Origin of the sequence: Actinomadura sp. NBRC 104425 (assembly GCF_030269545.1) — a bacterium.
GTDB lineage: Bacteria > Actinomycetota > Actinomycetes > Streptosporangiales > Streptosporangiaceae > Spirillospora > Spirillospora keratinilytica.
Window position 1 is genome coordinate 64,288 of sequence record NZ_BSTN01000006.1, and the last position, 23,643, is coordinate 87,930.

The 23,643-nt window shown below is 72.0% G+C and carries 22 protein-coding genes; 9 read left to right on the top strand and 13 right to left on the bottom strand.

Annotated elements, in window-relative coordinates:
• Positions 1 to 276: 276 nt before the first annotated feature.
• A complete protein-coding gene (locus tag QSK22_RS11675; protein WP_285494108.1) occupies positions 277 to 4,851 on the top strand; it encodes an FtsK/SpoIIIE domain-containing protein in 4,575 nt (1,524 codons plus the stop codon).
• Between the two features lie 29 nt (positions 4,852 to 4,880).
• On the opposite strand, the gene QSK22_RS11680 is transcribed toward QSK22_RS11675, so the two are convergent.
• The 7 genes from QSK22_RS11680 to QSK22_RS11710 form a co-directional block, all read right to left on the bottom strand.
• Positions 4,881 to 5,405, bottom strand: coding sequence for a hypothetical protein (locus QSK22_RS11680; RefSeq protein ID WP_285494109.1), 525 nt, complete (start codon positions 5,403 to 5,405; stop codon positions 4,881 to 4,883).
• The gene (locus tag QSK22_RS11685; protein ID WP_285494110.1) at positions 5,402 to 5,932 is read right to left on the bottom strand and encodes a hypothetical protein; all 531 of its coding nucleotides are present in this window, start codon (positions 5,930 to 5,932) and stop codon (positions 5,402 to 5,404) included. The genes QSK22_RS11680 and QSK22_RS11685 overlap by 4 nt, the downstream gene beginning before the upstream one ends.
• A gap of 38 nt (positions 5,933 to 5,970) precedes the next feature.
• Positions 5,971 to 8,115, bottom strand: a complete 2,145-nt coding sequence (locus tag QSK22_RS11690; RefSeq protein WP_285494111.1) for a hypothetical protein — start codon at positions 8,113 to 8,115, stop codon at positions 5,971 to 5,973.
• 24 nt (positions 8,116 to 8,139) lie between these two features.
• Positions 8,140 to 8,379, bottom strand: coding sequence for a hypothetical protein (locus QSK22_RS11695; RefSeq protein ID WP_285494112.1), 240 nt, complete (start codon positions 8,377 to 8,379; stop codon positions 8,140 to 8,142).
• 75 nt (positions 8,380 to 8,454) lie between these two features.
• A complete protein-coding gene (locus QSK22_RS11700; protein WP_285494113.1) occupies positions 8,455 to 8,724 on the bottom strand; it encodes a WXG100 family type VII secretion target in 270 nt (89 codons plus the stop codon).
• Between the two features lie 224 nt (positions 8,725 to 8,948).
• Positions 8,949 to 9,230, bottom strand: a complete 282-nt coding sequence (locus QSK22_RS11705) for a hypothetical protein (protein ID WP_285494114.1) — start codon at positions 9,228 to 9,230, stop codon at positions 8,949 to 8,951.
• Between the two features lie 9 nt (positions 9,231 to 9,239).
• Positions 9,240 to 9,584 (bottom strand): hypothetical protein, encoded by a 345-nt coding sequence (locus tag QSK22_RS11710; protein WP_285494115.1) that lies wholly within the window; start codon positions 9,582 to 9,584, stop codon positions 9,240 to 9,242.
• Between the two features lie 166 nt (positions 9,585 to 9,750).
• Here QSK22_RS11710 and QSK22_RS11715 point away from each other — a divergent pair, with 166 nt between their 5' ends.
• Complete coding sequence (locus QSK22_RS11715) at positions 9,751 to 10,248, top strand: GntR family transcriptional regulator (protein ID WP_285494116.1); 498 nt, start codon at positions 9,751 to 9,753, stop codon at positions 10,246 to 10,248.
• 82 nt (positions 10,249 to 10,330) lie between these two features.
• Complete coding sequence (locus tag QSK22_RS11720) at positions 10,331 to 10,909, top strand: helix-turn-helix domain-containing protein (RefSeq protein ID WP_285494117.1); 579 nt, start codon at positions 10,331 to 10,333, stop codon at positions 10,907 to 10,909.
• 178 nt (positions 10,910 to 11,087) lie between these two features.
• On the opposite strand, the gene QSK22_RS11725 is transcribed toward QSK22_RS11720, so the two are convergent.
• From QSK22_RS11725 to QSK22_RS11735, 3 genes are all read right to left on the bottom strand, one after another.
• The gene (locus QSK22_RS11725) at positions 11,088 to 11,426 is read right to left on the bottom strand and encodes a hypothetical protein (RefSeq protein ID WP_285494118.1); all 339 of its coding nucleotides are present in this window, start codon (positions 11,424 to 11,426) and stop codon (positions 11,088 to 11,090) included.
• Positions 11,423 to 12,595 (bottom strand): Shedu anti-phage system protein SduA domain-containing protein, encoded by a 1,173-nt coding sequence (locus QSK22_RS11730; RefSeq protein ID WP_285494119.1) that lies wholly within the window; start codon positions 12,593 to 12,595, stop codon positions 11,423 to 11,425. Before QSK22_RS11730 ends, QSK22_RS11725 begins: the two co-directional genes overlap by 4 nt.
• Positions 12,596 to 12,685: 90 nt before the next feature.
• Complete coding sequence (locus QSK22_RS11735) at positions 12,686 to 13,213, bottom strand: hypothetical protein (RefSeq protein WP_285494120.1); 528 nt, start codon at positions 13,211 to 13,213, stop codon at positions 12,686 to 12,688.
• Positions 13,214 to 13,763: 550 nt separating this feature from the next.
• On the opposite strand from QSK22_RS11735, the gene QSK22_RS11740 reads away from it, so the two are divergent.
• The 3 genes from QSK22_RS11740 to QSK22_RS11750 all read left to right on the top strand — a co-directional run bounded on the left by QSK22_RS11740 (position 13,764) and on the right by QSK22_RS11750 (position 17,442).
• The gene (locus QSK22_RS11740) at positions 13,764 to 15,533 is read left to right on the top strand and encodes an acetyl/propionyl/methylcrotonyl-CoA carboxylase subunit alpha (protein WP_285494121.1); all 1,770 of its coding nucleotides are present in this window, start codon (positions 13,764 to 13,766) and stop codon (positions 15,531 to 15,533) included.
• A gap of 181 nt (positions 15,534 to 15,714) precedes the next feature.
• Positions 15,715 to 17,034, top strand: a complete 1,320-nt coding sequence (locus tag QSK22_RS11745; RefSeq protein WP_285494122.1) for a hypothetical protein — start codon at positions 15,715 to 15,717, stop codon at positions 17,032 to 17,034.
• Between the two features lie 90 nt (positions 17,035 to 17,124).
• Positions 17,125 to 17,442 (top strand): DUF5313 family protein, encoded by a 318-nt coding sequence (locus QSK22_RS11750; protein WP_285494123.1) that lies wholly within the window; start codon positions 17,125 to 17,127, stop codon positions 17,440 to 17,442.
• Positions 17,443 to 17,467: 25 nt separating this feature from the next.
• Here QSK22_RS11750 and QSK22_RS11755 read toward each other — a convergent pair whose 3' ends face one another.
• Positions 17,468 to 18,853, bottom strand: coding sequence for an NAD(P)H-quinone dehydrogenase (locus QSK22_RS11755; RefSeq protein WP_285494124.1), 1,386 nt, complete (start codon positions 18,851 to 18,853; stop codon positions 17,468 to 17,470).
• A gap of 81 nt (positions 18,854 to 18,934) precedes the next feature.
• Between QSK22_RS11755 and QSK22_RS11760 the strand changes: the two genes are divergently transcribed.
• The 3 genes from QSK22_RS11760 (at position 18,935) to QSK22_RS11770 (ending at position 21,936) form a co-directional block, all read left to right on the top strand.
• Positions 18,935 to 19,387, top strand: coding sequence for a gamma-glutamylcyclotransferase family protein (locus tag QSK22_RS11760; RefSeq protein WP_285494125.1), 453 nt, complete (start codon positions 18,935 to 18,937; stop codon positions 19,385 to 19,387).
• A gap of 64 nt (positions 19,388 to 19,451) precedes the next feature.
• The gene (locus tag QSK22_RS11765) at positions 19,452 to 20,252 is read left to right on the top strand and encodes a purine-nucleoside phosphorylase (RefSeq protein WP_285494126.1); all 801 of its coding nucleotides are present in this window, start codon (positions 19,452 to 19,454) and stop codon (positions 20,250 to 20,252) included.
• Between the two features lie 19 nt (positions 20,253 to 20,271).
• Positions 20,272 to 21,936, top strand: coding sequence for a phospho-sugar mutase (locus QSK22_RS11770; protein WP_285494127.1), 1,665 nt, complete (start codon positions 20,272 to 20,274; stop codon positions 21,934 to 21,936).
• On the opposite strand, the gene QSK22_RS11775 is transcribed toward QSK22_RS11770, so the two are convergent.
• Positions 21,929 to 22,552, bottom strand: coding sequence for a PH domain-containing protein (locus tag QSK22_RS11775; protein ID WP_285494128.1), 624 nt, complete (start codon positions 22,550 to 22,552; stop codon positions 21,929 to 21,931). The genes QSK22_RS11770 and QSK22_RS11775 overlap by 8 nt on opposite strands.
• The gene (locus QSK22_RS11780; protein ID WP_285494129.1) at positions 22,549 to 23,643 is read right to left on the bottom strand and encodes an adenosine deaminase; all 1,095 of its coding nucleotides are present in this window, start codon (positions 23,641 to 23,643) and stop codon (positions 22,549 to 22,551) included. Before QSK22_RS11780 ends, QSK22_RS11775 begins: the two co-directional genes overlap by 4 nt.

Sequence of the window (23,643 nt, forward strand, 5' to 3'; positions counted from 1 at the left end):
GATCCATGCTTGCGGGACGGGCGAGGTCACGTCAATGGATTCTGCTAGGTGAAGCCGCTCCGTAACCGCACGCACCGTGATGACCAGCCGATTCTCCGGCCACTTGGGCACTTACCCGAAGTCACCAAGATCGCTGACTGCGTTCGGGAAATCGCAGGTCGGGCCGGGCGAAATGGCGCATGCTGGGATCCGGCGCCACCGCGCGGCCGCCGAAACCCGGCGGAACGCGGGTGGGTAATCTCTGACCGGCGGCGGGGCACGACGGAGGGGCTCTGTATGCGGATCTCGTTCACGGCGCTGACCGGCCGGGGCTCCCGCGACGTGATCGTCGACGTCGATTCGGACGCGACGGTCGACAGCGTCGCCCGCTCCCTTTCCGCGGCCCTGGACGCCGGCCCGGACGCCAAGCCGGACGCCAATACGACGGCGAATGAGCAGCCGATTCCCATGGTGCCGCGTTTTTCGAAAGCCGCCCGTGCCGCGGCCGCCGCGACGCCGACCGTTCCGGCGGCGGGTGTTCCGGCGGCGGGTGTTCCGGCGGCGGGCGCGGCGGCGGGCGCGGCGTCGGGCGGCGGCACGCGGCCCGCGCTATGGCTGGACGGCCGCATGCTCGATCCCAAGGCGCAGGCCGTGCGGGAGCTGCGCGAGGGCGCCGTCGTTGCCGTCGAGCAGCGCACGGCCGCCGCGACCGTGCTGGCCGAGCCGACCGGCACGGTGGAGGTCCGCGTGGTGGGCGGACCCGCCGCGGGCTCGGTGCACCGGCTCGGGCCGGGCGTGGCCACCCTGGGCTCGGGCGACGACGTGGACGTCCGCGTGGACGACCCCGCCGTGCCCGCCGTCGCGCTGCGGGTGACCGTCGACCGCCAGACCGTCCGCGTGGCCGCGTCGGCGACCGCGGTGCTCGACGGCGCGCCGCTCGACCAGGACGGCGAGTCCGCGGTGTGGGAGCCCGGCGCGCTGCTGGCCGTCGGCGCCACCGTGCTGTCGCTCGCCCCGGCCGCCGCGCCCGACACCCACCTGGAGCGGATGCCGGGCGGCGGGCTGGCGTTCAACCGCCCGCCCCGCCTGCACCCGGCCCCGCCGCCCCGGCGGCTGGAGGTGCCCAAGCGTCCCGAACGCAACCCGCGCGAGCGGCTGCGGCTGTTCGGCGCGCTGCTGTTCTCGGCGTTCGGCCTTGTCATGGCGGTGGCGCTGCGCCAGTGGTGGTGGGCGCTGTTCGCGCTGGCCTGGCCGGTGATGACGGTCGGGGAGTGGATCGGCGACCGCATGCACGGCCGCAAGTCGTACAAGAAGGCGCTGCGCGAGTACCAGCGCAAGGCCGCCGAGTTCGACGGCGAGCTGGACCGGCTGTGCCGCGCCGACCAGCAGGAGCGCCGCGCCCTGCACCCCGACCCGGCCGAGGTGCTGCTCACCGCGACCGGTCCGCGCCGCCGTCTGTGGGAGCGGCGCGTCACCGACGCCGACACGCTGCACCTGCGCGTCGGCCTGGCGGACCTGCCCGCCCGCGTGGAGCTGGTCGGCGAGACCGACGGCATCGACGTCCCCGCGGCGCGGCTGGTGCCGGTCGCGCTGCCGCTGCCCGACCTCGGCGTGATCGGCCTGACCGGCCCGCGGACGGCCTCGCGCGGCCTGGCCCGCTGGCTGGTGGCGCAGGCCGCCGCCCTGCACAGCCCCCGCGACCTGGCCATCGTCGTGCTGTGCGCCGACGAGGCCGAACGCGCCGCGGAGAACTGGAACTGGGTGCGCTGGCTGCCGCACTGCGCGCCGCGCGAGGGCGAGGAGTGCGTGGCGCTGGTGGGCAGCGACCCCGAGTCGGTGGCGCACCGCGTCACCGAGCTGGCCATCCGCGTCACCGAACGCCGCCGCGCCGCGCAGGCGTCGTCCTCGTTCTTCGGCCAGGACCGGCCGCCCGGCGACGCCGTCCCGTACAACATCCTCGTCGTGCTGGACGGGGCGCGGGCGCTGCGCCGCGTCCCCGGCATGCCGATGCTGCTGTCCCGCGGCGCCGAGTACGGCCTGTACGCGATCTGCGTGGACGACGAGGAGCGGCTGCTGCCGGAGGAGTGCACCGCCGTGGCGGCCTGGGACGGGCCCCACACCCTGCGGCTGCGCGGGCAGGGGCTGGACGCGCTCGGCCCGGTCCTGGCGGACCAGGTGTCTGCCGCGTGGGCCGACCGCGTCGGGCGCGCCCTCGCCCCCGTGCGGGACGTGTCGCGCGAGGACGCCGAAGACGCCATCCCCGCCTCGGCCCGGCTGCTGGACCTGATCGACATGCCGGACCCGTCCGCCAAGCACGTGCTCGAGGCCTGGCACCGCACCGGCGGCCGCACCACGCGCGTGCCCATAGGCATCGGCCCGGACGGGCCGTACGAACTCGACCTGCGCACGGACGGCCCCCACGGGCTGATCGCCGGAACCACGGGTGCGGGCAAGTCGGAGCTCCTGCAGACGCTCATCGCGTCTTTGGCGGTGGCCAACCGCCCGGACGAGATGACGTTCGTGCTCATCGACTACAAGGGCGGGGCCGCGTTCAAGGACTGCGCCCGGCTCCCCCACACCGTCGGCATGGTCACGGACCTGGACGGGCACGCCACCGAGCGCGCACTCGAGTCGCTGTCGGCGGAGTTGCGCCGCCGCGAGGAGATCCTGCTGGGCGCCGGGGCGAAGGACATCGACGACTACCACGAGGGCGGCGGCGGCACGCTGCCCCGGCTCGTCCTGGTCATCGACGAGTTCGCCGCGTTGGTGACGGAACTGCCCGACTTCGTGGCGGGCCTGGTCGACATCGGGCGCAGGGGGCGCTCCCTGGGCGTGCACCTGATCCTGGCCACGCAGCGGCCCGCGGGGGTGGTCACGGCCGACATCCGCGCCAACACCAACCTGCGCATTGCGCTGCGCGTCACCGACCCGGACGAGTCCACCGACGTGCTGGACGCCCCCGACGCCGCCACCATCCCCAAGTCGATCCCGGGGCGCTGCTATGTGCGCTCCGGCGCGTCCGAGCCGTACCCCGTGCAGACCGCCCGTATCGGGGGGCGCCGCCCCGGGAGCGTCGCCGCGTCCGCCCCGACCGTCGTTCCGGTCCCCTGGCAGGGGCTGGGCCGCCCCCTGCCCGAGCCCCGCGAACCCCTGGACGATGCACCCGGCGTCACGGATCTGGCCGCACTCGTCGAAGCCGTGGACGAGGCCGCGCGCCGCGCCGGTATCGACCGGCAGCCGTCGCCCTGGCTGAACCCGCTGCCGGACAAGGTCAAGCTCACGCCCCGCACGGCCGCCGGCGGCTCCGTGGTGGACGTGCCGCCCCTCCCGTTCGGCATCACCGACCTGCCCGCGGTCCAGTCGCGCGAGGCGCTCACGCTGGACCTGACGTCCGGCGGCCACCTGTACATCGCCGGGTCCGCCCGGTCGGGCCGGTCCACCGCGCTGCGCACCATCGCGGGCTCCCTGGCCGGGGCGTGCTCCCCCTACGACGCGCACCTGTACGCCATCGACTGCGGCGCCAACGCGCTGCTCCCGCTCGTCTCACTGCCGCACTGCGGGGCCGTGGTGGGCCGCGACCAGCTCGACCGCGTCGAACGCCTCATCGCGGCGCTCTCCGCGGAGGTGTCCCGCCGCCAGCAGCTGCTGGCCGAGGCGGGTTTCGCGTCCCTGTCCGAGCAGCGCGCCGCCGTGGCCGCCGCCGACCGCCTGCCCTGGATGCTGCTCCTGCTGGACCGCTGGGAGGGGTTCGTCGCCGCGTTCGAGAACTACGACTACGGCCGCCTGGTGGACGCCCTGATCCGCCTGCTGCGCGAGGGCGCCTCGGTCGGCCTGCGCGCGGTGTTCACCGGCGACCGCTCCGGGCTGTCCGGGCAGGTCGCCACCGTCTTCGACCGCCGCCTCGTCCTGCGCATGGCCGACCCCAACGACTACGGGTACGCGGGCCTGCAGGAGAGGCAGATCCCCGCCGCCATGCCGCCCGGCCGCGCCCTGGAGGCCGTCGGCCCCGGGCTGCCCGTGCGCGAGTCGCAGATCGGCCTGCTCGGCGACGACCCGTCCGGCACCGCCCAAGTGGCCGCGCTCCAGGACATCGCACGCGCCTGCGTCACCCGCTACGGCCGGCTGCCCCGCAAACAGCGCCCCATCCACGTGGACGAGCTGCCCGTCCGCGTCACCTACCGCGAGGCGATGGCCCTCGACCCCGAGTTCCTGGCGCCGTCCGCGCTGTGGGCCCTGGTCGGCGTGGGCGGCGACACGCTGTCGCCCGTCGGCATCGACCTGCTCAACGAGGGCCCCGGCTTCGTCGTGGCGGGCCCGCCCCGCTCCGGCCGCTCCACCACGCTGCGGACGATCGTCCACTCGCTGCTGGACCCGTCGGTGGGCGGCGGTTTGACCCCGGTCGTGCTCATCGCCCCCCGCCGCTCGCCTTTGCGGCAGCTGGCGGGCCGCCCGGGCGTCCTCGGCGTCCTGTCGGCCGACGCCGACTCCGACGACCTCGCCGAGGCCATCGGCGAGGAGCACCGCTACGTCGTGGTGGTGGACGACGCCGAACTGCTCGACGAAACGGACCTCGACGACGCCCTGTGCGGCGTCCTGCGCACCGCCCGCGACGGCGAGCACGCCGTCGTCATCGGCGGCACCACCGAAGACCTGGGCCGCGGCTACCGCGGCTTCCTCTCCGACACCCGCCGCTCCCGCTCCGGCGTCCTGCTGTCGGTGGACTCCCCCGACAGCGGCGAGCTGTTCGGCCTGCGCCTGCCCCGCAACGCCCCCTTGGGCGGCCTCACCGGCCGCGGCCTGTTCGTGGCCACCGGCGTCACCACCCAAATCCAGGTGGCCCTGCCGCCCCCGTTGACCGGCGACGAACGCTGACCCGCGGGGCCGGGGGCAGACCCGCGCGGCTACGGGCGGAAGCGTCTGTCGACCGTCCCGAAGTCCTTGTCCATCCAGCTCTGCTGCCGCGCGAGCTTCTTGCGTTCCTTCGGCTCGGGCCTGCCCGCCGCCACGGTGAGGAACACCACCACGTAGGCGATGAGGATCGGCACGCCGAGCGCGGCGCCGGGGCGTTCGTAGACCTCCTCGACGGTGAACAGCAGCCATGTGTACGCCACCAGGGCGAACAGGCCGAATGCCACCGCCGGCCGTGAGATGTTGCGCGTTCCTTCGGCGCTGGCGACCAACCCGAGCACCAGGCACGCCACAGTGGCGGCGGCGAAGCCGGACGCGAAAACGAGGGTGACCACATCGCCGACATCAAGCTTTTCGACGTCCGCCCATTTCCGGCTGTGGTCGACGGCCTTCTCCGCCGGGAAATAGTTCCACACGCCCAGCGCCCCGGTGGCTGCCGTGCCCCATACCGCCCCTCTGATGCGCTGCCCCAGTTCGGCAGTGTCGACCGGACGGAAACCGTCCTGCTGCTGTGTCATGACGGCCTCGGCTCGCACTTGTGGATCTGTCCGAACCGCTTCTGCGCGATCCGCATGAAGGCGAACATGTCCTGCACCGCATCCCGCCCCCGCACCACCGGCGCGAAGTCGAGCCGCAACCACGGCCGCTTATCTCCACACCGGAACAAACTGATCACGTAGTTGGGGCGAGGCGTGATGCTGTCCCGCCTGGCGAATCCTATACCCATATCCGCGGGCAGCCTGTGCGCACTACCGGGATTCGACGGTTCGTTCCGTCGCAGCACTTCGTCCCCGTCTTCAAAGTCCCATTGGACGCCCAGGGGAGGCTGCCTTCCTGCCGCATGCGCGACGCAGGTGCCCGTGCTGGTCTGCGGACCTTCCCGCTGGTCGTCCAGCGGCATGGTCAGACCCGTGACCCGCCGGAACTCCGTCTCCGGCACGAGGTCGCACAGATACGGCGCGACGTCGTGGACTGGCCGCAGGTCGGGCTGTGCCGTCGGTTGCGTCTCCGGCTCACCCGTACACGCCGTCAGAGCCACCGCCATGCAGGAAAGCAGTGCAATGGAATGCCGGGACGTGGCCATCATCGCTGTCCACTCGGAAGAACGTTGAACCGTCCGTCGTCAGTGCGGTAATGACCGGACAACTGTTTGGCGCCGCGGTCGGCGGCTCCGCCCGCACGCTCCTGCAGGTCGTAGATACCGAATCGATCGCTCATCCAGTTGAGCAGCTCGTCGTATTGCCTCGGCGTCAGCGACTCCAACGGACGAATCCGCGGCGGATCGTCGTCGGTGGCGAAGGATCTCCCTTTGATCTCTTCGAGATCGATGCGGCGCTGCGTGACGACGGCCGACACGAGCATTTGGCCGAAGAGGCGTTCGATGGCCTCGGCGTTGGTGGTGGGGCGGTCTACCGCGTCGTCGGGTTTCTGCTCGAACGGCTTGGCGAGCGGGCCGGACAGCTTCTGCAGCTGCTTGGTCACCAGGGCGTTGTAGGCGATTCCCGCGAGAGGGCCGCCGCGGGTGCTCGTGGCGGTGGCGCCTATGTCTCCCATGAGTCCGATCAGGCCGGCGACCTTGTCCTGGAGGGCCTTGTTGACCGCCTCGACGCGGCCGTGCTCAGCGGCGACGGCGTGGTTGCGGGCTTCGATCAGGTGGCCGAAGATCTGGGCGTTGGCGACGACGGCCTCGGTGAGGCGGGTCCTGTCGCCGGTCGCGGCGGCCTTCTGGATGTCCACCTGGGCATGCGCGATCTGGGCGGTGAGGAGCTTGTCGAAGGCGTTGGCGTCCCGCGACAGCTCCAGCAGGAGGTAGTCCAGGTCGGCGTCGCTCATCGGCGTCGTGCCGTGCTTCGCGCCGAGGATGTACAGGCCGTACTCGTCGTTGACCTTGGTGATGTGCGCGGCGAGCACGTCCGCCATGTGCGCCCGCAGCGCCGACAGCCCGTCGGCTTCGGCCCTCTTGCCGTCGTCCAGCTTGACCTGCCAGCGTCCCTCCTGCTTGACGACCTTGTAGTACTCGCGGGCGTCGTCGGCGAGAAGCTTGCCGGCCTCGAAGGCGATGCGTTCGGAGTCCTTGTCGGTGCCGGAGGCGGCGGTCTTAATGACCTTGCCGAGGGCGTCGCCGTGGTCGGTCAGGCCCCAGACCGCCCGGCGCTGGTGCAGCAGGTACTCCAGGTTGGAGGCGGCGTTCTGGCGGTCCTTGTCGTTGATCCAGACCCCGAAGAGGCGCTGGCCGAGCAGTCGCTGAGCGCCTTCCCGTCCGGACGCGGCGGCCGCGTTGAGGAGGGGGACGAGATAGTCGGTCTTGCGCTCGCCGCCGACGACCTCGGTCGTCCCGGGGTCGAGGGCGTTGCCGAGGCCGTAGCGGCCGGCGAGGTCGGGCAGCGGCCAGGTGTGGCGGCCCTTGTGCGTGCGGTCGTAGGCGATCATGCTGCCGCCGACCGTGGAGAGGAACTCGGAGGAGAAGCGGGCGTCTCCGGCGGCGGCCAGCAGCGTGGACAGCGACTGGTAGCCCACCATGCCGTACGGCGGTTTGCTCAGGGGTGGGAAGTGCGCCCGGCCCATCTCGTTCAGCCGCAGCAGGTACTCCTGGCCGACGTAGCCGCTGCGCTTGGCGGGGTCGGTGCCGAGGGCGAGACTGCGGGCGAGGATGGCCAGGGCGTGCCTGGCTTCGCGGGCCCGAGCGTCCACACCGTCGCGCTGCTGTTTGATGTCGCCGCCCAGCTTGGAGGCCAAGTCCATCGGCAGCCGGACCACTTCTTCGGGGCCGAGTGCCTCCAGCAGCGCCTTGGCGAAGACAGGCGTGATGTCCTCGGGGTTCATGCGGGCGAGTGCGGCGATGGCGGCGGCGTCGCGGTCGGCGGCCTTGCGCAGCAGGTCCGCCACGCGCCGTCCGTCGGCGTAGGCGACCTGGTCGGTGTAGCGGTCGGGCAGGGTGAGGTAGGTCCCGTCCGGGCGGCTGAACAAGAGGGCGAGCCTCTGCCGGTCCAGGTTGTGCGCCAGGGTGTTGCGGCGGCGCAGGTCGGCCGCGGCCTTGCCCGCCCAGGCGGCGATGCGTTTGATCTCCATCGCCGGGGCGGTGCTGACCCCGGCTCCGTGCAGCGACTGCCAGAGCTGGTCGGCCAGTGCCTCAAGCTTCGGGGCCGCCTCCGTCATCTGCCGCGTCAACTGCTCGAACTGTGCGAGCTTGACCCCGCAGGTGTCCGGCCCGAGCCAGTTGTCCCCCATCGCCCCGTGCCACTCCCGTCGCCATCACAGCGGCGGCCGCCGCAGTTCGGCCTGCACCAGTTCCAGTGCCTTGCGCAGCTGCGCGTGCAGCTCCCGGTCGCTGCGTTCCAGTTCGCGCTCGAAACGCTTGGCGGACGCCCCGCCGACCCAGGCGTGGTCGCCCATCGCCCGCAGCGGCCCGGTGAAGGCGTGCCAGTGCTCGTCCGACAGCGCCTGGATCCGGTTCAGCACGAGCTGCAAGCGCAGACGTTCGGCCTCGTTCACTGGACCTCCTTTCGGGCATGGCGCGGGCCCCGGCCTCGGGGGGTTGGGCCGGGGCCCGCGCGTCCTTGGGCGCGGTCAGCGCGTGGCGGCCTCGATGTTCTGCTGGGCGCGCTTGATGTCCTGGCTGCCCTGCTCGAGCGCGACGGCCATCTTGTCGAACGCGGCCTTGGCCTCGGCCCAGGCGCTGCGGAAGCGGTCGGCGCCGGGGCCCCACCAGACCTCCGTGCTGCTCACGGTGCGGCCGTTGAGGTCCTTGATCAGGGCGTCGAGGTTCCTGGAGTGCTTGCTGAACATCCGGGAGAGCTCTTCGAGGGCTCCGATGCTCGCGCCCCGCTTGTCGCTCATGCCCGACCCCTTTCGTCGCATACCCCGTATTTGCGAGAGCGCCGACAGTTTACGGCTCAAGGATCACAGGAAGCCACCCGCACATCGACCGGGACGCACGGTTTCGCTGCTTTCTCGGCGCACCCGCTTGGCCGGTTCCGGCCAACGATTGCCCTGCTGCACGCCCCTTCAGAGCCGCGATCGACTACACAGCGCGATGTCGTGACGGGAAAGATGACTGAGCGTCAAGAATCCCGCAGGCCGAGCAGCCGCACGACGTACGCGACCGCCTCCGCGATATTTTCCGCCGCGCAGATGACGCTGCCCCATTCCGACAGAAAGCACACCTGTCCGTTGATCGATTGGAGATGGACGTCCGTGCTGAGAGGCGCCCGCGGATGAGACGCCCGCAGTATGTGTTCTCCCTGGTCACCGACGCGCAGCCACACGGGCACCCCGTACTTCCCGAGCGCCTCGCCCAGCCGACACAACGGCTGCGCGGTGTCGTCGTCCGTACCCGGCTCCATTTGCCGAGATCACCTCCTCGTCTGACATGCCGTACCGAGCACCTGTTCGTCCCGGGCGGTCTCCGCGGCGAGCAACTCGCACAGCCGCGCCGGAGTGTCGGCGTCCAACGACGCCTGGCAGCCGACCCGCATCTGCTCCGCGCCGAGCGGCCCCCGCGTCGCCCACCACCGCCCGCGGTCGCTCACGAACACGCGCCAGCCCGGGTACGCCCGCCTGATCACCTCCAAGCACGACGCCCGGGCGCTCTCACTCAGCTCGTTCGTGTCCCCGTCGGGCCACCACACCGGCCCGCGCCCCAGCTCACTCGGGACGATCTCCCGGCCAACACGCACCTCTCCGATCCGAGACCCCACGCCTCCTCCTCTCACGACGTTCGCCGGCATCGACCGGCGTCGAGGGACGGCCAAGGAAAGCTCTGCCGAGGATAGTGGCCATGTATTAATCACGTCTAGTAATTCCACGTATTTAATACGTACCTGTACGTCCGGATACGTATCTATACGTCTACAGTTCAAGATCGTGGATCCCGATCATGAACTCGTCGCGCCGATCTACCAGCAGATCGGAAAGATCATCAGGCACCGGATCGAGTCCGGGGAGTTGCGCCCTGGGCAGCCGATTCCCAGCGAGCAGGCGCTGGTGAAAGAGTTCGGCGTCGCACGCGAAACCGTGCGACGCGCCGTGGCCTGGCTGCGAGAACAGGGAATCGTCCACACGGTGCCGCAACGCGGGAGCTTTGTGACGGTGGACGGAGCCGCCGTGGACCCGCCGGTCTGGTCGACCGGTGATGAGGCACCCGCGTATTTGCGCATAGCCACTCACGTCAAGAAGCGCATCGACGCGGGGCTGCTCAAGCCGGGACGGCCGATCCCCAGCGAAAAGCAGCTGTGTCAGGAGTTCGAGGTATCGCGAGTCACCGCGCGCAAGGCCGTGGAGTACCTGCGCGAGCTCGGCCTCGTCCATACCGTTCCGCGACGCGGGTCGTACGTCGCACCGCGCCAGGACGAGACAGGCTGATCTATCCCCGTCCCGCTGACCCCCGGCGAGCTGGACGCCCGCACGGCTGACGACCGGGCCGACCACCCGGCTGATCGACCGGTTGGAGGCGGCGGATTACGTCCGGCGGGTGCCCGAGCCGGGCGACCGGCGCAAGGTGCTCGTCGAGCCGATCGGCAGGCCCGCCGGGCTAAACGAGGCCATGGCGCCCGCGCGGCAGCGGATCAAAGGAGATTTTCGCCGGGTACTCGCCCGAGCAGCTCGACGTCCTGTGCGACTACTTCACCAGGGCCGCGCAGGCGTACCAGCAGGCCGCCGACCGGCTGCGGGAGTGAGCGTCAGCGTCCAACGACACCTGGCAGTCCGCCCCACATCCGCGCCCCCGTGTCGCCGACCATCGCCTGCGAGTCGCTCACAAGAGACACGCCGGGGTGGGCACTCCCGATTGAGCCTCACTCACAGCGGCCGGGCGCTCCATCTCGGTTCGTTTCCCGTCGGGCTCCGGCTCCCTCGGACGTTCTTTCTGCCGGCACGCACCGCACCGATCCGAGTCCTTGGGCCTCCTCCTCGCTCGGTGTCGACCGGCCTCGATGGACGGCCATTGGAAGCCCCGTCAGGGAGCCCTGCCCGGCTTCAGGGTGCCGATCTGTCCAGCTTCGGCGACCCGTTCGCCGGCACCTGACCGGGTCGTCGGGGCTGCAGGAAGCTGGTCGTCGGCAGCGACGCCCGCACACTCATCAGCGACACGTCGGGCTATCCGACGCTGTGCGTCTATGTCGGCGTCGGGTTGGAGCACCCGCTCACCGTTCGGGTCTGGAGCGGATCGACGGTTTCGGACTGGTTGGGTAGCTCTCTCGCGGTCAGCCGGGGGTCGCTCGACCGCGGGCGGGGCGCAGGTGGCGGGAAGCGGCCAGGCAGGCGGACAACCATGTCGCCTCCTGACGATTGATGGTCAGGTCGGCGACAGTGATCAGTCCGGCCATCGGGCCGTCGAGGCGTATCGAATAGTCATCGACGCGGAACATTCGCCAGTTCACGTCGCTGTGCCACAGCCGGGCGGTCTTCTCGCCCCGGCGCTGGGCGAAGACGAGCTCTTCCCCGTACTCGTTCCGGAAGTATCCGACGTAGTCTTGTGCGGTGACCTCGCCTCCGCAGAGACGGGCCAGAAGCGGTTCGATCGCAGCGCGGGTTTCGTTCATGCTCCGGCTTCTTCCTCCAAGTCGCAGTCCTGCCGTGCCGACGACAGGGCCAGCATCCGAGTGGCCGACTCCAGCAGCGTCTCGTAGGTGATCACTTCTATCCGCGCCATGTGCGCATTGTAGGTGCGCAGTGTTTCCGTGATTTCCTGGCGCGTGATGCTCTTGTTCACGTACTGCGGATGTCCGATCACAACCGTCGCCGAGGCCCTGCGGGTGTCGACGCCGTAGTTCGCAAGGATGGTCTGGCGGTTTTCGTCCAGGGTCCGCAGGTAGTTCTGCACCTGGGATACCGCGCGATGCACCGGGGCACCCAGCATGAGGTGGCCGCTGCGCCGGATGACCAGATCACCGATGTTGGCGCGTTTGAGTTCGACCACGTTCAGGGATCCGTCACCACGCAGGAGCGGAATGTCGAGAATGGTGTCCGGCGTGTATTGGCGACGGGCCAACTCAGCCACATAGACCCCGCCGAAGATCCACTCCTGATCCTTCAAACAGTCGTGCAGGGCGCCTTCGGAGCTGTCCGGGTCATCCACCGCAGCGCGCAGGGCGTCGAGGCCGATCCGCCTGGCCTTCAGTTCAAGCACCTGCGCCAGCAGCCCCGCGTCACCGCCCTCCAGGACATCACCTATCAGCCGCGCGGCCTCGGCGGAGGCCGGTCGGGGCAGGTTCTTGAGAACCAACTCCATGCGTCCGAACTGCTGAAGCAGCCTCAGCTCCCGAACGGGCAGCCGGGTTCCGCCTTCACCCGCTCCGATGCTCAGATAGTCGACAGACCGCGCGATCCCGCGGAACAGATCACGGGCATCGGCAGCGGTCGCATCGGGCTTGTCACGGCATAGGACGTCAAGCGCGGCGACCGCCCGCTCGGCCCCCATGGCGGCCAATCGCCGCATCAATCGCTCGTGATGTTGCCGCGCCCTTTCGTCATAGAGATTCTCCAGAACATCGAGATACAGGTCCCCTCGGGCGTAGCCGGCGAAATGCTGGAAGCGTCGAGCGAGATCGAAGTCTTCGTGGAGGATCGCTTCTTGGGCTACGTCCTCCAAGGCGTCGACGAGCGGCCTGCCCTTGCCGTAAGCGCCGCCTAATCCAATGATGCGCAACACCGCATCGACACGCTCCCGCACACGCGCGTGATCAGTGAGCTCCCGCGCCTCTTTCACCATGCGTAAGAGAGTGAAGCTTGACCGGAACCCCATGCGGGCCACCTTAGGAGCAGGCCCTGACAATCCCCTCTGAGGTGATGCTCGGTGGGGTCAGCGCTCGGGGCGGGGGTCGTTGAGGGGGCGGGCCTGCGGGTCGCGGACGTGTTCGGCGACGAGGGTGAACTGGGGGCCGTCGACGGTGAAGTCGAAGCGGCGGCGCACCGACTGGGTGACCTTGCCCGTGTCGTAGCGGACCTCGGTGTGCTCGGTGGCGTCCAGGGTGATGCGGTCGCCGGTGCGGACGGCGCGCTCGGGCTCCAGGCTGGTGCGGGCGCCGGTGTACGGGGGACCGCCCTCGACCGGGGCGCGGCTGCGGTTCTGCAGTTCGCGGGCGGCCCGGTGCTGCTGGCGGGCGATGTCCGGGGAGATCCGCACGCCCAGCACCTCGGTCGGCATTTCTTCCGGGCGGGCGCTCTGCACGAGGGCCTCGGTGCGGTACTCGAGCATCGCCCGGGCGGCGACGGTGAGCTGGTGCGTGATGTCGGCGTCCACGAACGGGCGGTCGTCGACGACGGCGGACGAGGGCAGCGTCACGCACGCGGCCAGCACGGCCGTCGCAAGACCCAGACGGCGAACCATCAGTCTCCCTGGGAACCAGCCGAAAACAGAGCGAAGATACACCCCGTGCGGCGGGCCCGGGAGTGCACTCGGACATCGCCCGGCGGTCAGCCCGGGACGGCGGCGAAGGGCCCCGGCCGCGCCATTACCCGTCGGTGAGCAGGCCCGCCGCGGACTCGATCCGCCGGGCCCGGCGGCGGCCGTCCAACCGAGCAATCCGGAAGGCAGCGGATCCACCCGAATTTCGGCTGGTCGTGTGCCGTGACCGGGGCGTCGATGTCGTGTTCGTCACATGGTCCGCGAGCGTCGCCGGCCGAGCGGTCGGGTGGCCGGGCCGCAGCGCATATCCGCTGGTCAGCGCGGTGGATCGCCCGTTCGGCCGCGGCCCTCGGACGCCACCGGCGCAGTGAAAGGGTCGAACCGCCGCCACACGCGGTGGACACGCCGGGTGGGACGCGGTCCGCGGCGTCCCGATTCGGATGGGCGCGGGGCCGCTATAAGGAGGGCCTTACGAAGTCGGCCGAGAGTGATTATCTAGACTGCGTGCGTTGGTTGAGGGAGGAGACCCAACGTGCGCAAGGTCCTGATCGCCAACCGCGGCGAGATCGCGGTCCGCATCGCCCGCGCCTGTCGTGACGCCGGCCTGGCCAGTGTGGCGGTGTACGCCGAGCCGGATCTGGACGCGCTGCACGTTCGGGTGGCCGACGAGGCGTACGCCCTGGGCGGGCAGACCGCCGCCGACAGCTACCTGGACTTCGAGAAGATACTGAAGATCGCCGACATGGCGGGCGCCGACGCGGTGCATCCCGGCTACGGGTTCCTGGCCGAGAACGCCGACTTCGCCGCCGCCGTGGAGGCCGCCGGGCTGACCTGGATCGGCCCTCCGCCGGCCGCGATCACCGCGCTCGGTGACAAGGTGCAGGCCCGGCACATCGCGCAGAAGGTCGGCGCGCCGCTGGTGGCGGGCACCAAGGACCCGGTCTCGGGCGCCGACGAGGTGGTCGCGTTCGCGCGCGAGCACGGGCTGCCGATCGCGATCAAGGCCGCGTACGGCGGCGGCGGGCGCGGCCTGAAGGTGGCGCGCACGCTGGAGGAGGTCCCCGAGCTGTACGAGTCGGCGGTGCGCGAGGCCGTGTCCGCCTTCGGCCGCGGCGAGTGCTTCGTCGAGCGCTACCTCGACCGGCCCCGGCACGTCGAGACGCAGTGCCTGGCCGACCGGCACGGCAACGTGGTGGTCGTGTCCACCCGCGACTGCTCGCTGCAGCGCCGCCACCAGAAGCTGGTCGAGGAGGCGCCCGCGCCGTTCCTGACCGACGAGCAGGTGCAGGTGCTGTACGGCTCGTCCAAGGCCATCCTCAAGAAGGCCGGGTACGTGGGCGCCGGGACGTGCGAGTTCCTGGTCGGCCAGGACGGCACGATCTCGTTCCTGGAGGTCAACACCCGGCTGCAGGTGGAGCACCCGGTCACCGAGGAGGTGGCCGGCATCGACCTGGTGCGGGAGATGTTCCGCATCGCCGCCGGCGAGGAACTGGGCTACGACGACCCGCCGCTGCGCGGCCACTCGATCGAGTTCCGGATCAACGCCGAGGACCCGGGCCGCAACTTCCTGCCCGCCGTCGGCACGCTGACGACCTGGCGTCCGCCGTCCGGTCCGGGCGTGCGGCTGGACTCCGGCTACGTCGAGGGCCAGACGGTGCCGCAGGCGTTCGACTCCCTGGTCGCCAAGCTGATCGTGACCGGCGCGACGCGGCGGCAGGCGGTGGAGCGGGCCCGGCGGGCGCTGGCGGAGTTCGAGATCGCGGGCATGCCGACCGTGCTGCCCTTCCACCGGGCGGTGCTGGACGACCCCGCGTTCGTCCCCGAGGCCGACGACCAGGCGTTCACCGTGCACACCCGGTGGATCGAGACCGAGTTCGACAACCGGATCGCGCCCTACGACGGGGCGCCCGAGGCCGCCGAGCCGGGCGAACGCGAGCGGGTGACGGTCGAGGTCGGCGGCAAGCGGCTGGAGGTCGTGCTGCCCGCCGGGCTGGGCGCCGCGGCGTCCGGCGGTGCCGCCGCGGGCTCGGCCGCCCCCGCGCGCCGGCGCGGCGGCAAGAAGGGCGGCGCGGCTCAGGCGTCCGGGGACGCGCTGGTCAGCCCCATGCAGGGCACCATCGTCAAGGTCGTCGCCGAGGAGGGGGCGAGCGTCGCGGCCGGGGACACCATCGTGGTGCTGGAGGCCATGAAGATGGAGCAGCCGCTGACCGCGCACAAGGCGGGCACGGTGTCCGGATTGTCCGCCGAGGTGGGCGCGACGGTTTCGTCCGGCGCGGTGATCTGCGAGATCAAGGACGCCTGAGCGTAAGAGCAAGGCGACACCCCCACCCCGGCGGGGGTGTCGTGCTCTCCCACCGGGTATTGCCTCCAGGGCACACCGACGCACGACTTCGGGATGATCGCGGCGAAACGCCCACCCGGCACGGAACGGAGCGCGCCGCCCGCTCGTCGTACAAGGTGACGTGAGGAGGCACACTGTCATCATGACATCGCAGCTTCGGCGAGGGAGCGCGGGCCAGGGGCGAGGCGTCCGCCGCGGCGCCCTTGCGGCCGTTGCCGCCGCGGTGTTCCTGTTGCTGTTCGGTTTCGCCGTCCCCGCCCAGGCGGACGACGTCTCGCAGATCGCCAACGGGCTCACCGGGTCCCGCCTGTATGTGACCACTGACGCCCGCGCGGCGGTACCGGAGGCCGACCAGGCCGCCATCCGCGCCGCCCTCGACCGCAATGGGGACGCCGACGTGCGCGCCGTCGTCGTGCAGAGCGGGGTGGGCAAGAGCCGGCTCGGCCCGATGCTGGAGGCGGTCGCCCAGCGCGTCGGCGAGGGCAAGACGTACGTCGCCATCACCGCCGACGGCAAGATGATGGGGATCTCCAAGGAGCTGTCCGGCCAGGAGATCAACCAGCTGATCGCCCGGACCGCCGGCGGCGACATCAAGACGCGGCTGATCGGGTTCGCCGACCGGGCCGAGGCCAAGGCCGACGAGAAGTCCCGCTCCAGCATGGTCGGCGCGTTCGTGACGCTGGGTCTGCTGATCTTCGTGGTGGCCGGGGCGTCGGGCGTGTTCCTGGTCGCGCGCAGGCGGCGCCGCGAGCGGCTGGCCCGCGAGATGGCCGAGCTCAAGCGGGGCGTGGAGGAGGACGTCACGCTGCTCGGCGAGGACATCGCCCGCCTGGACCTCAACGTCATGGACCCCGATCTCGACCCCGCCGCGCGCGAGGACTACGAGAAGGCCATGAACTCCTACGACCGGGCCAAGACCGCCACCGAGCGGGCCGCCCGTCCGGAGGACATGCGCGCCGTCACCGAGGCGCTGGAGGACGGCCGCTACCACATGACGGCGGTGCGGGCGCGGCTGGCGGGCGAGCCGGTGCCGGAACGGCGCGCGCCGTGCTTCTTCAACCCGCAGCACGGGCCGTCGGTGCAGGACGTCACCTGGGCGCCGCCCGGCGGGGTCGCCCGGTCCGTCCCGGCGTGCGCGGCCGACGCGCAGCGGGTGCTGAACGGCGAGACGCCCGACGTGCGCATGGTGCCCTACGGCGACGGGCGCCGCCCCTACTGGGACGCCGGGCCGGCCTACGCCCCCTACGCGGGCGGCTACTACGCCTCCTACGGCGGCATGGACCTGCTCAGCGGCATGATGATCGGCACCATGCTCGGCTCGATGATGTCCGGCGGCTTCGGGGGAGGCTTCGCCGGCGCCGACATCGGCGGCTTCAGCGGTGACGCCGGTGATATCGGCGGCGGCTGGGACTTCGGCGGCGGCGACTTCGGAGGCGGAGGCGACTTCGGCGGAGGCTTCTGATCCCTCGCCGCCTCGATGCCGCACCGTCCGGGCGCGTTCCCTCGGGGACGCGCCCGGCGCGCGTTTTCACGCAGGTCGCCGGGGGAGGGCATGACGATGACGCGGTTGCCGGGAGATCCGGGCCCGCTGCGGCGCGTCCGCTACGCGCTGGGGTTCCGGCTGCCGCCGGAGAACCGCGAATGGGTGCGGCACGACCTCACCGACGCGGGCTGGCGCGGCCGTATGCTGCGCCGCCATGTGGTGCTGATGGTCCCGGTCTGCCTGGTGTTCATGCTGCTGCCCGGCGCGTGGTGGTTCGGCGCGGCGGCGGGGCTGCTGGCGCTGGCCGCCAGCGCGCTGACCGTGGTGATCGGCGCGGAGGACCTGCGCCGCTCCCGGCTGCACCGGCACGGCCTGCCCGAGCCCTGACGGCGCCTGAACGGCGGCGCGGCGGCTAGAAGGCGTGCTCGGCCATCAGGCGGCGCGCCGCCTCGGTGATGCTGCCCGACAGCGACGGGTAGACCGCGAAGGTGTGCGCGACCTGGTCGACGGTCAGGTGCTGCTGGACGGCCATCGACACGCCGAGGATCAGCTCGCTGGCGCGCGGCGCGACGATCACGCCGCCGAGCACGATACTGGTGGCCGGGCGGCAGAACAGCTTGACGAACCCGTCCTGGAACCCCTGCATCTTGGCGCGCGCGTTGCTGAACAGCGGCAGCATGACCGTGCGGGCGTCGACCTCGCCGGAGTCGACCATGGACTGGGTGACGCCGACGGAGGCGACCTCCGGCTCGGTGAAGATGTTGGAGGCCACCCAGCCGAGCTTGAGGGGCTGCACGGCCTCGCCGAGGGCGTGCCACATGGCGATGCGGCCCTGCATGCCCGCCACCGAGGCCAGCATGAGGACGCCGGTGCAGTCGCCGGCGGCGTAGATGTGCGGGACGCTCGTCCGCGACACCTTGTCGACCTTGACGAACCCGCGCCGGTCGAGCTCGACGCCGACCTCCTCCAGGCCGATGCCGCGGGTGTTGGGCACCATGCCGACCGTCATCAGGCAGTGCGAGCCCTCGACCTTGCCGCCGTCCTCCAGGGTGACGATCACCCGGTCGCCGGAACGCTCCACCCCGGCGGCCCGCGACCGCGACATGACCTTCATGCCGCGCCGCAGGAACACCTCCTGCAGCACGGACGCGGCGTCGGCGTCCTCGGTGGGCAGGATGCGGTCGCGCGAGGACACCAGGGTGACCCGCGACCCGAGCGACAGGTACGCCCCGGCCAGCTCCACGCCGGTGACGCCGGAGCCGACCACGATCAGCTCCTCGGGCAGCTCGGGCAGGTCGTACAGCTGCCGCCAGTTGAGGATGCGCTCGCCGTCCGGCTCGGCCCCGGGCAGCACGCGCGGGGTGGCGCCGGTGGCCACCAGGACGATGTCGGCCCTGATGTGCCGGTCGCCGACCGCGACGACGTGCGGCTCAACCAGCCGCCCCTCGCCGCGCACGATCTTGACCTCCTCGTAGGCGAGCCGTTCGGCGATGTCGAACGACTGCGCCCGGGCCAGGTCCTTGACCCGTTTGTTGACGGTGGCCATGTCGGCCTCCAGGGCGCCGACCACCCCGTCCGGGCCGCCGTTGTAGCGCAGCCCCAGGTCGGCGGACTCGGACATGACCGCCATGCGGACCGAGGTGGCGATCAACGTCTTGGACGGCACGCAGTCGGTCAGCACGCACGCGCCGCCGGGACCGTCGCGCTCCACCACGGTCACGTCGGCGCCGAGCTGCGCCGCGACGAGAGCGGCCTCGTAGCCGCCGGGGCCTCCACCGAGGATCACGATGCGGGTCACGTATCCCATTGTTTCGCATAACGGGCAGTGACCTGTCCCGACCCGGAGTCGGCGGCCGCATGCTGGGTACGCTTGGCTGCCGTGGCACTGTACGCGGCGTACGCCTCCAACATGGACCCCGACCAGATGGCCGAGCGGGCCCCGCACTCGCCGATGCGCGGCACCGGCTGGCTGGCGGACTGGCGGTTGACGTTCGGCGGGCAGGACGTCGGCTGGGAAGGCGCTCTGGCGACGGTCGTCGAGGAGCCCGGCGAGCAGGTGTTCGTCGTGCTCTACGACGTGCCCGCCTGGGACGAGAAGGAGCTGGACGCGTGGGAGGGCGCCGCGCTCGGCGTCTACCGCAAGATCCGGGTCCGGGTGCAGACGCTGGACGGCGACGTGCTGGCCTGGATGTACGTGCTCGACGACTACGAGGGCGGCCTGCCGTCCGCCCGCTACCTCGGCATCCTGGCCGACGCGGCGGAGAAGGCGGGGGCGCCCGACGACTATGTCAAGGACCTGCGCAACCGGCCGTGCAAGTCGCTCGGCGACTGACCGGCGCCCGGCCGGCGGCCGACCGGAGTCGCCCGCGGGCTGACCTCCAAGGTAGCGTCGCGGCGTGAGCAATGACGCTTTCGATCTGGCCCGGGCGGCGGCCGAGCGGCTGCGCGCCCGGACGTGCCTGGACTCCTTCGACGTCGCCCTGGTGATGGGTTCGGGGTGGGTGCCGGCCGCCGACGCCCTGGGCGAGCCGGTGGCCGAGCTGGCGGTCACCGAGCTGCCCGGGTTCGCGCCGCCCGCCGTGGAGGGCCACGCGGGCCGGATCCGCGCGGTGGAGGTCGCCGGGCGCCGCGCCCTGGTGTTCCTGGGCCGCACCCACCTGTACGAGGGACGCGGCGTGGAGCCCGTGGTGCACGGCGTGCGCACCGCGCTGGCCGCCGGGGTGGGCACGGTGGTGCTGACGAACGCGGCGGGCGGGCTGCGGCCCGAGCACCAGCGGGTCGGCGACCCGGTGCTGATCGCCGACCATCTCAACCTCACCGGCGCCAACCCGCTGACGGGCGCGGCGTTCCTGGACATGACCGAGGCGTACTCGGCGCGGCTGCGGGCCCTGGCCCGCGAGGTGGATCCGACGCTCGGCGAGGGCGTGTACGCGGCGCTGCGCGGCCCGACGTACGAGACCCCGGCGGAGATCCGCATGCTGCGGACGCTGGGCGCCGACATGGTGGGCATGTCCACGGTGCTGGAGGCGATCGCGGCGCGCGAGGGCGGCGCGGAGGTGCTGGGGATCTCCCTGGTCACCAATATCGCGGCCGGGCTGACCGACGAGCCGCTGGACCACGAGGAGGTGCTGGCGGCCGGCCGGGCCGCCGCCGCCCGCATGGGCGCGCTGCTGGGCACCGTGCTGTCGAAGCTGTGACAAGCTGCAAGAGGCCAGCATGAGCGACTACCGCCGCCGGGCCGAGGACTGGCTGGCCCAGGACCCCGACCCGGCCACCCGCGCCGAGCTGCGCGCGATCCTGGACGCCGGCGACGAGGCGGCGCTGGCCGACCGGTTCGGGGCGCGGCTGGAGTTCGGCACCGCCGGGCTGCGCGGCGAGCTGGGCGCGGGCCCCAATCGGATGAACCGGGTCACGGTCATGCGCGCCGCCGCCGGGATCGCCGCCCGGCTGCGGCAGGACCCGCCGCCCGACGACGAGGGCGCGGGCGTGGTGATCGGGTACGACGCGCGGCACGGTTCGCAGCAGTTCGCCCTGGACAGCGCCGCGGTGCTGACCGGGGCGGGGCTGCGGGTGCAGCTGCTGCCGCGTCCGCTGCCGACACCGGTGCTGGCGTTCGCCGTCCGGCACCTGGGCGCCGCGGCGGGGATCATGGTGACGGCCAGCCACAACCCGCCGCGCGACAACGGCTACAAGGTGTACTGGGGCGACGGCGTGCAGATCACGCCGCCGGTGGACGCGCAGATCTCGGCGGCGATCGACGCGGTCGGCCGGGTCGACGAGCTGCCGCTGGGCGAGGGCTGGACGGTGCTCGGCGACGAGATCGTCGAGGCGTACCTGCACGCCCTGTCGCATCTGCCGCTCGGCGACGCCCGCGAGGTGTCGGTGGCCTACACGCCGCTGCACGGCGTCGGGCGGGAGGTGCTGGAGCGCGCCTTCGCCTGGACGGGCTTCCCCGCGCCCGCCGTCGTGCCCGAGCAGGCCGACCCGGACCCCGACTTCCCCACCGTCGCGTTCCCCAACCCCGAGGAGCCGGGGGTGATGGACCGGGTGATCGCCCTGGCGGCGTCCTCGGGCGCCGACCTGGTGATCGCCAACGACCCGGACGCGGACCGCTGCGCCGTGGCCGTGCCGGGCCGCGACGGGGGCTGGCGGACGCTGACCGGCGACGAGATCGGCGGGCTGCTGGCCGAGCACGTGCTGCGCCACACCGCGGGCCGGGACCGGCTGGTCGTCACCACGATCGTGTCGTCGTCCCTGCTCGGCGCGCTGGCCCGCGAGCACGGGGTGCGGTTCGCCGAGACCCTCACCGGATTCAAGTGGATCATGAAGGCGGAGCGGCCCGGCGACCGGCTCGTCTACGGGTACGAGGAGGCGTTCGGCTACAGCGCGGGCGGCGACGACGGCGTGGTCGTGCTCGACAAGGACGGCATCGGCGCGGCGCTCACCGCGGCGGCGCTGGCCGCCGAGGCCGCGCGCGACGGCCGCACGCTGCTGGACCTGCTGGACGACCAGGCCCGCCGGCACGGCGTGTACGCCACCGCCCCGCTCACGATCCGCGTCACCGACCTGGATCTGATCGGCGCGGCGATGGCCCGGCTGCGCGCGGCTCCCCCGTCCCGGCTGGGCGGCCGCGACGTGGCGGCCGTCGAGGACCTGTCGGAGGGGGCCGGGGGGCTGCCGCCGACGGACGCGCTGCGGTTCCGGCTGGGGTCGGCACGGGTGGTGGTCCGCCCGTCGGGCACCGAGCCGAAGCTCAAGTGCTACCTGCAGGTGGTGCACCCGGTCGCGGACGGCGAGGACGTGGACGCCGTGCGCGCCCGCGCGGCCGCCGACCTGGACCGGCTGCGCGACGACCTGGCGGCCGCCATCGGCCTCAGCTGAGCCAGGCGGCCAGGATCAGCGCGGCGAACGCCGCCGCGGGCACGGCCACGCTCGCCACGGCGGGCCACGCCCAGCCCACCGCCTCCCCGGCCGCCCGTTCGCCGGTCTGCGGGCCGCTCTGCGTGCCGCGGTGGCGGGTCCTCAGCTCGTTGAGCTGCTGCGCCACGAACATCGTCGGCGTCCGCCCGGCGGCGTCGGGCAGTTTGCCGGCTCCGCCGCCGGACTGCACGCGCCGGGCGGCGCGCTCGGCCTTGGCCTGGGCGCGCGGCGAGGTCTGCAGGGCCCAGGCGCGGACGGTGCGCTCGGCTCCGCCGTCGCCGGTGTACGTGATCGTCACGGCGGTGGCCGCCTCGATCTTCTTGATCGCGGGCCACGGCATCCGGGTGTCGCGCAGCGGGTTGCGGACGGTGACGCCCCGCTCGTCGGCGACGATCACGGGCCGCAGCCCCACCACGTAGGCGATGCCGCAGCCCAGCAGCAGCACGGCGGCCGTCGCCGCCGACGCCAGGTCGCGGCCGCGCAGCGCGATGTCCGCCAGGTTCAGCGCGGCGAACGCCATCCACAGCCAGGCGCCGACCTGCGCGGGCGTGGAGCGGAACCGTTGCGGAGCGGTCATGCCAGCGGACGGGTGCCGCGCCACTTGAGCTGCGCGAACCCCGGCTTGATCACACCGTTGATCAGTTCCAGCCGCTCACCGAACCCGATGAACGCCGACTTCATCGCGTTGACGGTGAACCACTGCAGGTCGTCCCAGCCGTAGTCGAACGCCTCCACCAGCTTGTGGAACTCGGCGGACAGGCTGGTGCCGCTCATCAGCCGGTTGTCGGTGTTGACCGTCACCCGAAAGTGCAGCCGGCGCAGCAGCCCGATCGGGTGCTCGGCGATCGACTTGGCCGCGCCGGTCTGGATGTTGGACGTCGGGCACATCTCCAGCGGGATCCGCTTGTCGCGCACGTAGGCGGCCAGCCGGCCCAGCTCCGGGGCGTCGTCGCCGGCCGTGTCGATGTCGTCGATGATCCGCACGCCGTGGCCGAGCCGGTCTGCGCCGCACCACTGGATCGCCTGCCAGATCGACGGCAGCCCGAACGCCTCGCCCGCATGGATGGTGAAGTGGGCGTTCTCCCGCTGCAGGTACTCGAAGGCGTCCAGGTGGCGGGTGGGCGGGTACCCGGCCTCGGCGCCGGCGATGTCGAACCCGACCACGCCCTCGTCGCGGTACCGGACGGCCAGTTCGGCGATCTCCATGCTGCGCGCCTGGTGCCGCATCGCCGTCACCAGGGTGCCGATGCGGATGCCGTGGTCGCGCTCCCCCGCTCTGAAGCCCTCCAGGACCGCCTCGACGACCTGCGGCAGCGTCAGCCCGTTGCGGAGGTGCTGCTCGGGGGCGTACCGCACCTCCGCGTACACCACGCCGTCGGCGGCCAGGTCCTCGGCGCACTCGTAGGCCACCCGGGTCAGCGCCTCGGCCGACTGCATGACCCCGACGGTGTGGGAGAAGGTCTCCAGGTACCGCTCCAGCGACCCGGAGTCGGACGCCTCCTCGAACCAGGTCCGCAGGTTGTCGGGGTCCGTGGTGGGCAGCGCGTCGTACCCCCCGTCGCGGGCCAGGTCCACGATGGTCTCCGGGCGCAGCCCGCCGTCGAGGTGGTCGTGCAGCAGCACCTTCGGCGCACGCCGGATCGCGTCAAGAGTCGGCCGATCGTCCAT

Bases quoted from the DNA above. Each gene is read 5' to 3' on its own strand.
- QSK22_RS11675 (WP_285494108.1), top strand. From the start codon at position 277: ATGCGGATCTCGTTCACGGCGCTGACCGGCCGGGGCTCCCGCGACGTG.
- QSK22_RS11680 (WP_285494109.1), bottom strand. From the start codon at position 5,405: ATGACACAGCAGCAGGACGGTTTCCGTCCGGTCGACACTGCCGAACTG.
- QSK22_RS11685 (WP_285494110.1), bottom strand. From the start codon at position 5,932: ATGGCGGTGGCTCTGACGGCGTGTACGGGTGAGCCGGAGACGCAACCG.
- QSK22_RS11690 (WP_285494111.1), bottom strand. From the start codon at position 8,115: ATGGGGGACAACTGGCTCGGGCCGGACACCTGCGGGGTCAAGCTCGCA.
- QSK22_RS11700 (WP_285494113.1), bottom strand. From the start codon at position 8,724: ATGAGCGACAAGCGGGGCGCGAGCATCGGAGCCCTCGAAGAGCTCTCC.
- QSK22_RS11705 (WP_285494114.1), bottom strand. From the start codon at position 9,230: ATGGAGCCGGGTACGGACGACGACACCGCGCAGCCGTTGTGTCGGCTG.
- QSK22_RS11725 (WP_285494118.1), bottom strand. From the start codon at position 11,426: ATGAACGAAACCCGCGCTGCGATCGAACCGCTTCTGGCCCGTCTCTGC.
- QSK22_RS11730 (WP_285494119.1), bottom strand. From the start codon at position 12,595: ATGGTGAAAGAGGCGCGGGAGCTCACTGATCACGCGCGTGTGCGGGAG.
- QSK22_RS11735 (WP_285494120.1), bottom strand. From the start codon at position 13,213: ATGGTTCGCCGTCTGGGTCTTGCGACGGCCGTGCTGGCCGCGTGCGTG.
- QSK22_RS11745 (WP_285494122.1), top strand. From the start codon at position 15,715: ATGACATCGCAGCTTCGGCGAGGGAGCGCGGGCCAGGGGCGAGGCGTC.
- QSK22_RS11750 (WP_285494123.1), top strand. From the start codon at position 17,125: ATGACGATGACGCGGTTGCCGGGAGATCCGGGCCCGCTGCGGCGCGTC.
- QSK22_RS11770 (WP_285494127.1), top strand. From the start codon at position 20,272: ATGAGCGACTACCGCCGCCGGGCCGAGGACTGGCTGGCCCAGGACCCC.
- QSK22_RS11775 (WP_285494128.1), bottom strand. From the start codon at position 22,552: ATGACCGCTCCGCAACGGTTCCGCTCCACGCCCGCGCAGGTCGGCGCC.
- QSK22_RS11780 (WP_285494129.1), bottom strand. From the start codon at position 23,643: ATGGACGATCGGCCGACTCTTGACGCGATCCGGCGTGCGCCGAAGGTG.